Source organism: Flavobacterium paronense, assembly GCF_030409795.1.
GTDB lineage: Bacteria > Bacteroidota > Bacteroidia > Flavobacteriales > Flavobacteriaceae > Flavobacterium > Flavobacterium paronense.
On the sequence record NZ_JAUFQN010000019.1, the window covers coordinates 2006872 to 2020108 of the forward strand.

At 33.8% G+C, this 13237-nt stretch carries 8 protein-coding genes and 2 pseudogenes; all 10 read left to right on the plus strand.

Annotated elements, in window-relative coordinates; all coding sequences use genetic code 11:
* Nucleotides 1-152 precede the first annotated feature (152 nt).
* The 10 genes and pseudogenes from QWY90_RS10110 (at nucleotide 153) to QWY90_RS10150 (ending at nucleotide 13234) form a co-directional block, all read left to right on the plus strand.
* Nucleotides 153-524 (plus strand): hypothetical protein, encoded by a 372-nt coding sequence (locus tag QWY90_RS10110; RefSeq protein ID WP_290285794.1) that lies wholly within the window; start codon nucleotides 153-155, stop codon nucleotides 522-524.
* Nucleotides 525-682: 158 nt separating this feature from the next.
* The gene (locus QWY90_RS10115) at nucleotides 683-1537 is read left to right on the plus strand and encodes a DUF3347 domain-containing protein (RefSeq protein WP_290285795.1); all 855 of its coding nucleotides are present in this window, start codon (nucleotides 683-685) and stop codon (nucleotides 1535-1537) included.
* Between the two features lie 9 nt (nucleotides 1538-1546).
* A complete protein-coding gene (locus tag QWY90_RS10120) occupies nucleotides 1547-2269 on the plus strand; it encodes a DUF3347 domain-containing protein (RefSeq protein ID WP_290285796.1) in 723 nt (240 codons plus the stop codon).
* Nucleotides 2270-2728 (plus strand): heme-binding domain-containing protein, encoded by a 459-nt coding sequence (locus QWY90_RS10125; protein ID WP_290285798.1) that lies wholly within the window; start codon nucleotides 2270-2272, stop codon nucleotides 2726-2728.
* A 21-nt stretch (nucleotides 2729-2749) separates the two neighbouring features.
* A complete protein-coding gene (locus tag QWY90_RS10130) occupies nucleotides 2750-5287 on the plus strand; it encodes a heavy metal translocating P-type ATPase (RefSeq protein ID WP_290285799.1) in 2538 nt (845 codons plus the stop codon).
* Nucleotides 5288-5295: 8 nt separating this feature from the next.
* On the plus strand, nucleotides 5296-7809 hold the full coding sequence (locus QWY90_RS10135) for a multicopper oxidase domain-containing protein (RefSeq protein WP_290285800.1): 2514 nt from the start codon (nucleotides 5296-5298) through the stop codon (nucleotides 7807-7809).
* Nucleotides 7810-8105: 296 nt separating this feature from the next.
* A pseudogene (locus QWY90_RS16980) lies at nucleotides 8106-8267 on the plus strand (DUF6799 domain-containing protein); the annotation flags it as partial.
* Nucleotides 8268-8342: 75 nt separating this feature from the next.
* A pseudogene (locus tag QWY90_RS16985) lies at nucleotides 8343-8429 on the plus strand (heavy metal-binding domain-containing protein); the annotation flags it as partial.
* A gap of 91 nt (nucleotides 8430-8520) precedes the next feature.
* Nucleotides 8521-8835, plus strand: a complete 315-nt coding sequence (locus QWY90_RS10145) for a DUF6660 family protein (protein WP_290285803.1) — start codon at nucleotides 8521-8523, stop codon at nucleotides 8833-8835.
* Between the two features lie 94 nt (nucleotides 8836-8929).
* Nucleotides 8930-13234: a CusA/CzcA family heavy metal efflux RND transporter gene (locus QWY90_RS10150; protein WP_290285804.1), complete on the plus strand. Its 4305-nt coding sequence runs from the start codon at nucleotides 8930-8932 to the stop codon at nucleotides 13232-13234.
* The last annotated feature ends 3 nt before the right edge of the window (nucleotides 13235-13237 follow it).

A 13237-nucleotide genomic window follows, 5' to 3' on the forward strand; every position in this document is an offset into this window, starting at 1 on the left:
ATGAAAAATCTTATTCAATAAATCAAATACCTTTTTAATAATAAGCCTCTCATTGATAATTTTAAATAATTCTCAAAAAAGCATAACGTTTTAACAAATGTTTGGTGAAATACTAATTCAATTTAACTACTTTTGATGTGTTTAGTTTTAAAATGAAAAAATACCACTTCATATTACTTCTGTTATTAGGCATATTCTTTATGCCTAATAATACTTATGCTTGTGGTTCTTGTTCTGCTGATAAACACCCAGTAAAAAAAGAAGTTTCTTCAAAAGCAAATAAAGATGATTGTTGCGATAGAGACAGTCATTCTAAATCAAAAAACAATGATGGATGTGGTGGTAAATGTGGTCATTCAAAATGTGCGTGTCCATCAGCAACTAATGGTTTTACCATTTCATCTGAATTTATTTTAAAAAACAATAGTTTTGATTTTTCTTCCGAAAAACAAAAATATTCTAATGCTGAAACCTTTATCTCTTCTGGTTTCTATTCCCTTTGGTTAATTCCAAAAATAAGCTAAATCCCAATTTTGACAGCCATAAGTGTGTCAAATCGAAAGCATAAATTTGCTTTTAAATTCATTTATTTTCTCGGTTAAATTCAATTTCAAAATTTGAACATAGTATGCTTCGTTTTGTTTTTGTTTAACTAATTCAATTTAAAATTAATTTCTTAACAATGAACTCATTAAATAAAATAATGATGGCAATCCTTGTATTGTTATCAGGAATATCAAACGCACAAATTAAAAACACTAAAACAGAAAGCGTAAAAATCTATGGTAACTGTGGTATGTGCAAAACCAAAATAGAAAAAGCAGGAAATCTAAAAAACATTTCTCATGTCGATTGGAATGAAGATACCAAAATGGCTACCCTGACTTATGATGAAAACAAAACCAATCAAGATGAAATACTAAAACGAATTGCTCTTGTTGGTTATGATAGTGATAAATTCCTCGCTCCTGCTGATGTTTACTCAAAACTTCCCGGCTGTTGCCAATATGACCGAGAAGCTAAAGTACCTGTAAAAACTCCTATAAAAGTGGATGCAATATCGAGAGAAACTGTATTAGTAGAGGATAACCATAATCCAATGTCTGAAAATCAAGAAAGTAATCAACTACAATCTGTCTTTGATAATTATTTCTCATTGAAAGATGCTTTAGTAAAAACAGATGCTAAAACAACCGCATCTAAAGCGAATGAATTACTAACATCAATTGAAACCGTAAAAATGGAAGCTTTGAAAATGGACGTTCACATGGTTTGGATGAAAGTTTTGAAAGATTTGAAAGCTGATGCGAAAAGTATTTCAGAAACACAAGACATCAAAAAGCAAAGAGATTCTTTTAAGTCATTATCTAAAAACACTTATGAATTGATAAAAGTTTCAAAACCTACAGAGCCTGTATATTATCAATACTGTCCTATGCAGGATGCAAATTGGTTAAGCAAAGAAAATGCAGTAAAAAATCCTTACTACGGTTCTCAAATGTTGACTTGTGGTAAAACAGTAGAAACAATCAAATAAAATAATCAAATGAAAAATATAATGATTTCAGCCATAGTAATGGTTTTCGTATTGGTTTCATGTAACCAAAAAAGTAAAGAAACAGAAGTTAAGGCTACCGAAAAAGCAGATACAAATTCACAACTGTATGCGTGTTCAATGCACCCAGAAGTTACTGGTAAAAAGGGAGAGAAATGTTCTAAATGCGGGATGGAGTTAACAGAGCCAGTTACACAAAAAATTAAAAATGTAGCTGAACCAAAATCAACTGATACCGTAGCAAAAGTTGAAGAAACTGCTGTTACTTCTGCGGTAACATCGTCAGATTATGTCACTGATATTATAACTTGTTATATAAATCTTAAAAACAAATTAGCAAAAGATGATTCTAAAGGTGCAGCTGATAAAGGAAAAATGCTATTAGAATCATTTAACCGATTTGATACCAAAACACTAAATGCAAAACAGAAAAAAGATTATCTTGATATAGCTGATGATGCTAAAGAACACGCTGAACATATTGGAGCAAATGGAGATAAATTAGAACATCAAAGAGAACATTTTGTATTGTTAAGCAAAGACATCAACGATTTGATTAAAATGTTTGGTTCAAACAGAAAACTATACCAAGATTATTGCCCAATGGCAAACGATGGTAAAGGTGCTATTTGGATAAGTGAAGTCAAAGAAATCAAAAACCCATATCAAGGTAACAAAATGCTTACTTGTGGTACTGTCAAAAAAACGTATTAAATGAAAAAACGCATCAAAAAAATAGCAATTATTGGGTTCATTATTTTTTTGTTGATGCAATGTTATCAACCTGCTCGTAACATTGGTTATGAGCAGTATTTTTCATCAAACTTTACAGAAATGTATAAGGTTCCGAAAAACGTTGAGACTTCTTTAAGAACATCCTGTTATGATTGCCATAGTGATAATACCGATTATCCTTGGTACTCCTATATACAACCTATTCGTTTCTTTATGGACGGACATATTAATGAGGGAAAGAAAGAATTAAATTTTAATGAATTTGGAAATTATTCTAACAGGAAACAAAGAAGTAAATTAGATGCAATAAGCAAACAAATAAAATCTGATGAAATGCCTTTAAGTTCCTATACACTTATTCATAAAAATGCACTACTTACTGTCAATCAAAAAGAAGAAATAATCAATTGGATAAATACTCTTAATAAAAATGAGTAACCTAACACAAATTTTAGCAAGATGATACATACTTACAACATAGCCGGAATGACTTGTGACGGTTGTCGCACCAAAGTCGAAAAAACATTAAATGCTATTGATGGTGTTGAAGCTAAAGTTTCATTAAGCCCACCAATTGCTACTATAACTATGGAAAAACACATTCCAACAACACAATTGCAAGAAGTATTAACTGTCGTTGGAAAATACACTATTGAAATGACCAATGGAAAGAGTTCACAGGAATCTACTGCAAATGAATCTACTGCAAAATCCTGTTGCTCCACCCATTCTCATAGTGATAAAAAAGAAAATATGGTTCCCGCTAATGCAGGTGGAAAATACCATTGCCCAATGCACTGCGAGGGTGAAAAAGTCTATGACAAAGCAGGCGACTGCCCTGTTTGTGGAATGGATTTAGTCAAAGCACCAGAATTGACCGTTAGTAAAGCCTTATATACTTGTCCTATGCATCCCGAAGTAATTAGTGAAACTCCAGGTTCATGTCCAATTTGCGGAATGGATTTAGTACCTATGAATCCAACTGACAACGAAGACCAAAAAACGTACAAGGATTTGGTAAAGAAAATGAAAGTAGCGATTGTATTTACAGTTCCAATTTTCGCTATTGCAATGATAGAAATGGCACACAACAATCCATTACTTCAACTAATGGACGCTTCAAAATGGAATTGGGTACAATTAATTCTATCTCTTCCTGTAGTTTTTTATGCCTGTTGGATATTTTTTGTTCGTGCTTGGAAGTCAATCATTACATGGAATTTGAATATGTTTACCCTTATCGGAATTGGTACAGGAGTGGCTTTTCTATTTAGTTTAGTCGGAATGTTTTTTCCCGATATTTTTCCAAGTGAATTTAAAACCGAACACGGAACAGTATTACTCTATTTTGAAGCTACAACTGTCATTCTAACTTTGGTTTTGTTAGGACAATTATTAGAAGCCAGAGCGCACAGTCAAACCAGTGGCGCAATAAAAGAATTATTAAAATTGGCTCCTACTGAAGCTACTTTGGTTATTGATGGAAGCGATAAAGTAATCTCGATTCACGACATCAAAAAAGGCGATTTATTAAGAGTAAAACCAGGAGACAAAATTCCTGTAGATGGAAAAATAACCGATGGCGAAAGTAGTATTGATGAAGCTATGATTACAGGCGAACCAATACCCGTTGACAAAAAGAAAGACGATAATGTAATTGCAGGAACAATAAACGGTAACAAATCATTTGTGATGGTAGCTGAAAAAGTGGGTTCAGAAACCTTACTTTCTCAAATCGTTCAAATGGTAAATGATGCCAGTCGTTCACGAGCACCAATTCAAAAATTAGCCGATAGCATCGCAAAATACTTTGTGCCAATTGTTGTAATTATTTCCGTAATTACCTTTTTCATTTGGGCAAAATTTGGTCCCGAACCTGCATTAGTTTACGGATTTATAAATGCTATTGCCGTTTTAATTATTGCCTGTCCTTGTGCTTTAGGATTGGCAACTCCAATGTCAGTAATGGTTGGTGTTGGTAAAGGTGCGCAATCAGGCGTTTTGATAAAAAATGCTGAAGCTTTAGAAAACATGAATAAAGTAAATGTACTAATTACTGATAAAACAGGAACCATAACAGAGGGAAAACCATCTGTTGAAAAAATCTATTCGTCAGATAATAACGAAGAGGATTTATTGAAAAGCATAGCTTCATTAAATCAATATAGCGAGCATCCATTGGCGCAAGCTGTTGTGAATTATGCAAAAACAAAATCCATTTTATTAGTTGAAGTTAAAGATTTTGAAGCCGTTGCAGGCAAAGGAGTTACAGGAACAGTAACCAATAAAAAAGTAGCATTAGGAAATAAAAAACTAATGGAACAAGTAAAGGCAAATGTTTCAAATGATTTGGAAAACAAAATTATTGCCGAGCAAAAACTAGGAAAAACCGTTTCATATATAGCTGTTGATAGCGTAGCAGTTGGTTTTGTATCAATTACCGATGCAATTAAAATATCGAGTAAAGAAGCTATAAAAGAACTAATGCGTCAAGGTGTAGAAGTAATTATGCTTACTGGAGATAATGTCAATACTGCCAAAGCTGTTGCTGATGAACTAAACTTAACGGCTTATAAAGCAGGATGCTTACCAGAAGATAAACTCAAAGAAATTAAACGCTTACAGGCAGAAGGAAAAATTGTAGCGATGGCAGGAGACGGAATAAACGATGCTCCGGCATTAGCGCAGTCCAACATTGGAATAGCAATGGGAACAGGAACAGATGTAGCTATAGAAAGTGCCAAAATAACTTTAGTTAAAGGCGATTTACTAGGTATCGTAAAAGCCAAAAATTTAAGTCATGCAGTTATGAAAAACATTAAGCAGAACTTATTTTTTGCGTTTTTCTACAATGTGTTGGGAGTTCCAATTGCAGCAGGTGTTTTATATCCCTTTTTTGGAATTTTATTGTCCCCAATGATTGCCGCTTTAGCAATGTCATTTAGTTCAGTATCAGTAATTGTAAATGCCTTGCGTTTACGAAATTTAAAACTTTAAATAAAAAGATGAAAAATTTAATTCTAATAACATTCTTTATATCTATATGCTCATTTGGCAATGCTCAAGTCAAAAAGGAGACACAGCAAACATTTTACACTTGTATTATGCATCCCGAAATTCATTTACCTAAACCGGGAAACTGCCCTAAATGTGGTATGACGCTCATAAAAGAAAAGCCTAAAGTAACTAAAGAAAAAGCAGTTCCAAAACAGGATAAAACTCAAACCCGAGCCAAAGGCGAACAGAGCGAAGCTAATTCAGAGAAAGAAGTTACAACTAACAATAGTATTTCTTACCCAAAAGCGGAATCAAAACAAACCACTTTTACAGCAAAAAATGAGCCTTCAAAAACTGTTCGTTATGACTTATATGTTCGTGATACTATTGTGAATTTTTCGGGTAAAGAAAAACGAGCAATAGCGGTAAATGGACAAATTCCAATGCCAACCTTAACTTTCACTGAGGGCGATATTGCTGAAATCTATGTACATAATGAGTTAAACGAAGAAACTTCTATGCACTGGCACGGTTTGTTTTTACCAAATCAATACGATGGCGTTCCAAACCTTACACAAATGCCAATTAAACCACACACCACACATTTATACAAATTTCCAATTATCCAACACGGAACACATTGGTATCATAGTCATACTGGCTTGCAAGAACAAATAGGAATGTACGGTTCATTCATTATGAATAAAAGAAATGAAGACCCAACTTTCAGAAAAGGAATTGATGATTTACCAACCGTTCCAATTATTTTAAGTGAGTGGACGGATATGAAACCCGAAAACGTACACCGTATGCTACACAATGCTACGGATTGGTTTGCCATTAAAAAAGGAACAACCCAAAGTTATGCAGAAGCCATAAGAAGTGGACATTTTAAAACCAAAGTAACCAATGAGTGGAAGCGAATGAACGCAATGGATGTGAGCGATGTCTATTATGATAAATTTCTAATCAATGGTAAAAACGAAAGTCAATTATCTCAATTCAAAGGTGGCGATAAAGTCCGTTTAAGAATTTCAAATGGCGGAGCATCAACTTATTTCTGGTTAACCTATGCAGGTGGAAAAGTTACAGTAGTAGCCAACGATGGTAACGATGTCGAACCAGTTGAAGTTGATAGATTAATAGTAGCTGTTTCCGAAACCTATGATATTATTGTTACTATTCCTGCTGAAAAAACCGCCTATGAATTGTTGGCAACACCCGAAGACCGAACAAAATCAACTTCAATATATATTGGTGGTGGCATCAATCAATTAGTTTCTCCATTGCCAAAACTCAAATATTTTGAAGGAATGAAAATGATGAACAGCATGATGAAAATGAACGGTGATTTAGACGATATGGGTATGCAAATGTCATTAAACCAAATGGATATGAATGTAGTTATGTATCCAGAAATAACAGGCGAAACCAAAGCAAAAGCAGATGGTAAAATGGGGGATATGAAAATGACTGAAAGCGATTATGACAGTAACAAACTTTCAGATATTGTTACTTTAAATTATGCAATGCTAAAATCGCCTACTAAAACTACACTTCCAAAAGACGCTCCAGTAAAAGAATTAAAATTTGAACTCACAGGAAATATGAACCGTTATGTTTGGAGTTTAGATAACAAAGTAGTTTCAGAAACCGATAAAATCCTAATCAAGAAAGGCGAAAATATTAGAATCATTTTGCACAACGGTTCTATGATGCGACACCCAATGCACTTACATGGTCACGATTTTAGGGTGTTAAATGGTCAAGGCGATTATGCTCCACTAAAAAACATTGTGGATATAATGCCAATGGAAACTGATACTCTCGAATTTAACGCCAATGTTGAGGGAGATTGGTTCTTTCACTGTCATATTCTCTACCACATGATGTCAGGAATGGGAAGAGTTTTTACCTATGAAAACCAAGCAGCCAACCCCGAAATTCCAAATCCAAAATTAGCACAGCGAAAACTATTTGCTGATGACAGAAAAATTCATTTAATGATTGAAAATGATTTTGCTAATAATGGAAATGATGGGGCTTTGATGATTGCCAATACACGTTGGAGTATTGGAACGGAATGGAGATTAGGATATAATAATATGCATGGTTATGAAACGGAAACACATATAGGTAGGTATATTGGAAAAATGCAATGGTTAATGCCTTTTGTTGGTTTTGATTGGAGATACAGAAAAATGGGAATTGATGAAGAAGAAAGTAATCTATTTGGTCAATCCAATTCAAAAGATAATAGGTCAACACTTACTGTTGGTGTAGATTACACTTTACCTATGTTAGTAATATTTCAATCCGAATTATTTGCAGATGGTAAAATACGCTTCCAACTGATGAGAGAAGATATTCCTGTTTCCAAAAGACTAAGAATGGGATTTATGGTAAATACAGATAAGGAGTATATGGTCGATGCACGATATATAATTGGAAGAAATGTAAGTATCAGAACCCATTACGATAGTGATATGGGATTTGGAATTGGGGCTAATTTGAGGTATTAACAACAATTTAAAAAGAACGAATCATGCAACTATAATTTAAAATAGCATAATGCTTTATTGGATAAGTTAAATCACCTTTATTAAGTAATTATTATTAATTCAAATAATTTTCTGGGCAACAGCAATCTGAAGGGCGGGTAACAGCGCAACTGAAAAAACTAAATTTATATATTATGAAAAACACAAAAATGTTGGCAAAAATGTTTACTGTAATGCTATTCATTGCAGCATCACTTACAACAAGTAACACTTACGCACAAACCAAAACAAAAAAAGCAATGATGAAAGATTGTTGCATGATGAAAGACGGTAAAATGATGTGCATGAAAGATGGTAAAATGATGCCTATGGACAAAGACATGAAAATGAAAAATGGTACTACCTGCATGAAAAATGGCGAATGCGTAATGAAAGATGGCAAAAAAATGACAATGAAAAATGGTGATTGCATGGATATGAACGGAAAAATGGATAAGTGTTCTATGATGACTAAAAGCAAAAAAATGAAAACTAAAAAACACACTATGGCAATGACTTACACTTGCCCAATGCATCCCGAAGTTACAAGTGATAAACCGGGAAAATGTCCTAAATGCGGAATGGATTTAGTGGCAAAAAAATAAATCAAAATTACATTTAAAGAACATTAGGCAAATAGTGAAATATATTATTTGCCTACTTTTTTATTAAAAAAATACTACTTTTACAATCGTGAAAATACTAACCCTCATATTATCATTCTATTTGATTGGACTTTCCTGTATGCCTTGTGCAGATGGAGAGGCGTTTTCAACTTCCAAAAAAGTAGCGATAAGCAACCAATCTACACCACACCACGATAATGATGTGTGTTCCCCTATGTGTGTTTGCAGTTGCTGTGGCTGTCAAGGGTTTTCACTAAACAATACGTTCTCTTATAGTCTGATTTCAATTAAGACTATTATTGATAATAAAGTACCCGAATACAAATCAGTTTTTGCTTCAAATTTCTTCGGAAGCATTTGGCAACCGCCTCAAATAGCATAATGAAGCCCGAGTAATTTCGGGTAATAGAGTTGTGGTCTTTCCACAGTATTTAATGGGCATTAGTGCCTAATTACTCATTCATTATACTATTAAAATGATAAATAAAATCATAAACTTTTCAGTAAATAATAAACTGATTACAGGGGTTTTACTTGCTATTTTTGTTTCGTTTGGTATCTATTCATTTACACAATTGAGTGTAGATGCACTACCTGATGTAACCAACAATCAAGTTCAAGTAATTACAAACGCCCCGAATTTAGCAACCCAAGAAGTAGAACAATTTATTACCTATCCATTAGAAACGGAATTCAAATCATTGCAGGAAATGGTTGAATTACGAAGTACAAGCCGTTCGGGATTATCAGTTATAACAATTGTTTTCAAAGACAATGTGCCTGTTAACATTGCTCGTCAACGAGTAGATGAAAAAATAACAACTGCTGCGGAAAGTATTCCAAAGCAGTATGGAACTCCCGAATTATTACCACCGACCACAGGACTTGGAGAAATTTTTCAATATGTTTTAGTACCACAAAAGGGGTATGAGAAAAAATACAATTTAACCGAATTAAGAACTATTCAAGATTGGATTGTGCGCCGTCAATTATTGGGAACGGTAGGAGTTGTTGATGTTAGTAGTTTTGGTGGCAAACTTAAACAATACGAGGTTTCCGTAAAACCAGAACGATTAGCCGCCAACAACCTAACGTTAATTGATGTTTTTGAAGCTTTACAAAACAACAACGAAAACACAGGCGGAAGCTACATTGATAAAGGTCCAAATATCTATTTTATAAGAGGAGAAGGATTAATTCAAAATTTAGAAGACATCAATAACATTGTAGTTAAAAATAATACTGGTGTTCCTATTCTGATAAAAGATATTGCAGAAGTAAAATTTGGTTTTGCACCTCGTTATGGTGCAATGACAAGGAACGGAAACGGAGAAACTGTTGGAGGTGTTGTCTTAATGCAAAAAGGAGAAAATGCAGTACGAGTTATTGAGCGTGTAAAAGAGAAGATTAAATCAATAGAAAAATCATTGCCTAAAGGGGTTAAATTAGATGTTTTCTTGGATAGAACAAAACTTATCAATAAAACAGTTCATACAGTTAGTACAAATTTACTTGAGGGTGCATTAATCGTAATTCTTGTTTTGGTTCTCTTTTTAGGAAGCTTACGGGCTGGATTAATAGTTGCTTCCGTAATTCCTTTAGCTATGCTCTTTGCCATAATCATTATGAATATGTTTGGGTTAAGTGCCAATCTAATGAGTATGGGTGCGTTGGATTTCGGGCTTATAGTGGATGGTGCAGTTATCATTGTCGAAGCCACTTTGCACATTTTTTCCAAGCATTATAAAAGTAATATCCTTTCGCAAAATCAAATGGATAAGGAAGTAATCAAAAGTTCATCAAAAATTATGAGTAGTGCCATATTTGGACAAATCATAATCTTAATAGTTTACATTCCCCTATTTGTATTAAGTGGTGTTGAGGGTAAAATGTTTATGCCAATGGCTCAAACAGTGAGTTTTGCAATTTTGGGAGCATTAATACTTTCCCTTACTTATGTGCCTTGGGCAAGTAGTCTTTTTCTAAGTAAACAAGTACACGACAAACCTAATTTTACAGATAGGTTTATGAATAAACTGAACAATTGGTATCAACCCTATTTAGTAAAAGCTTTAGAGCGAAAATTTATGGTCATTGGAACTGCCATTTTTCTATTCATCGCATCATTATTTATATTCAATTCTTTGGGTGGCGAATTTATCCCCGAATTAGACGAGGGCGATTTTGCAATGAATTACACCATTCGTCAAGGAAGTAGCTTACCTCAAAGTATTGAAGTAGCCACACAATTAGAGAAAATTGTAAAGCAATTTCCAGAAGTTAAAGAAACAGTAAGTAAGATAGGAAGTAGCGAAATTCCAACCGACCCAATGCCAATTGAAAGTGCCGATGTAATAATGGTTTTAAAAGATAAAAAAGAATGGACAACAGCACACAACAAAGAAGATTTAGCTGAAAAGATGAATGAAAAATTAAGTGCTATTCCGGGATGTAATTTGTCTTTTGAACAACCAATTCAAATGCGTTTTAATGAATTGATTGCGGGTGTTAAATCGGATATTGCCATAAAGATATTTGGGGATAATTTAGACCGCCTTTTTTCAGAAGCCAATAAAGCACTACCACTCTTAAAATCAATTGATGGTTTAGCTGATATTAAAGTAGAGCAAGTAACAGGGATGCCTAATTTAGTGGTCAATTATAATCGAAATAAGATTGCGCAGTATGGTTTAAATATAGCCAATGTGAACCGAATTATAAATACCGCTTATGCAGGGGGAACTACTGGAGTTGTTTATGAGGGAGAAAGAAAATTTGATTTAGTGGTTCGTATTCCAAAAAATGAGAATACCGATATTGATGCTCTTAGAAGCTTACTTATTCCTACTCCAAATGGCAATCAAATACCATTAAACGAGGTAGCCGAAGTAACGTTTAAAACCTCGCCATCGCAAATAAGCCGTGAAGATGCACAACGCAGAATTGTTATTGAAGCCAATGTTAGAGGTCGTGATGTGGAAAGTGTGGTTTTAGACATTCAGAAAAAGCTAGATGCTAAACTTAAACTTCCCGAAGGCTATTTTATTACTTATGGTGGACAGTTTCAAAACTTGCAGGAAGCTAAAGGACGTTTACAATTGGCTGTTCCTGTAGCATTATTGCTGATTTTCTTTTTACTGTTTATTACATTCAAATCCATCAAAGAAGCAACCATTATATTTTCAGCTATTCCATTGGCGGCTATTGGTGGCATATTGGCTTTATGGGTTCGTGGAATGAATTTTAGTATTTCCGCAGGAGTTGGATTCATTGCATTATTCGGGGTAGCTGTACTCAATGGTATTGTATTAATCAGTTATTACAATAGTCTCAAAGAAGAGGGAGAAGATGATTTATTAAAGCGTATTTACAAAGGAAGTGCTGCAAGGTTAAGACCAATTTTAGCAACAGCAACAGTAGCCTCATTAGGTTTTTTACCAATGGCATTGTCAACCAGTGCAGGTGCAGAAGTACAAAAACCTTTAGCGACAGTTGTAATTGGTGGTTTACTAACTTCTACATTACTGACCTTATTTGTTTTACCAGTTTTATATTATTTAGTTATGACACCAAGAAAACCTAAAAAGACAAATCCTGTAATTACGGTTATTGCATTGTTTTTAGTTAGTAGTTTATCCTATACAGCAAAGGCACAAACCAATCCGTTACAGTTAAATGATGCTTTGCAATTAGCAATAAAGAATTACCCTGCTATTCAACAGGCATCATTGCAAACCAAGCAACAGCAAACCTTAACAAAAACGGCTACTGTTTTAGATCCTTTCAACATCAATAGTAATTTAGGTCAAATGAACAGTAAACTTTTTGATTACAATGTTGGTGTAGCACAAGGTTTTAGATTGACTAATAAAGCGGACAGAAAACTTTTAAATCAGAATGTAACCGTAGCGAAATCCTTTGAAGAAGTTACAAAAAGTGAATTGATAAAAAATGTTTCTAATGCCTATTACAATTGGCTTTACAGTTGGCAACAATATAATTTACTGGTTGATGCAGACAAGGTTTTTGCGGACTATGAAAAGTATGCCGATAAAAAATTTCAAGTTGGCGAAAGCAATAGATTAGAGAAAATCAGCGCATCATTACAGCGCAAAGAATTGAAAAATCAACTGGCACAAGCCAATACACAGGTTGTATATTATTTAGCTGAACTTCAAAAATGGACAAAAAGCAATGAAAATTACACAGCACCATCAAAGTATGAAGCTTTGCCCGAAATCAGTTTAACGGATAGCACTTTAGTTAAAGACCATCCAATTTTAAAGTATTTGCAACAACAAATTATTGCTAAAGAATTAAGCGTAAAAGTTGAAAAAGCAAAAGCAATCCCCTCTTTTAATTTGGGCTTTAACGGACAAAGTTTAGACAAAGAAAAACCATTCTATTACGGAAGTGTTGGCATTAATATTCCTTTGTTCAGAAACGGTATTAAAGCACGAAGCCAAGCGGCTGAAATTGAAACACAGATTGCAAAAAAGGAATTGGAAAAATCCCAACAGGAATTAGCCACAATTTACTTGCAACAATTTGAACAGCAAAAACAGTATTTGGAACAACTCAACTACTATAAAGCGGAGGGTTTACCAATGGCTGAAAGTATAATAACTTCCGCACAACGGTTATACAAATCGGGAGACATTGGATATATTGAGTATGCCCAAAATCTAAAAGATGCCAATAAAATAAAAACAGATTATCTAACGGTATTGAATAATTACAATCAAACGGTTATCAATATTCAGTACTTAATAAACAAATAAAAT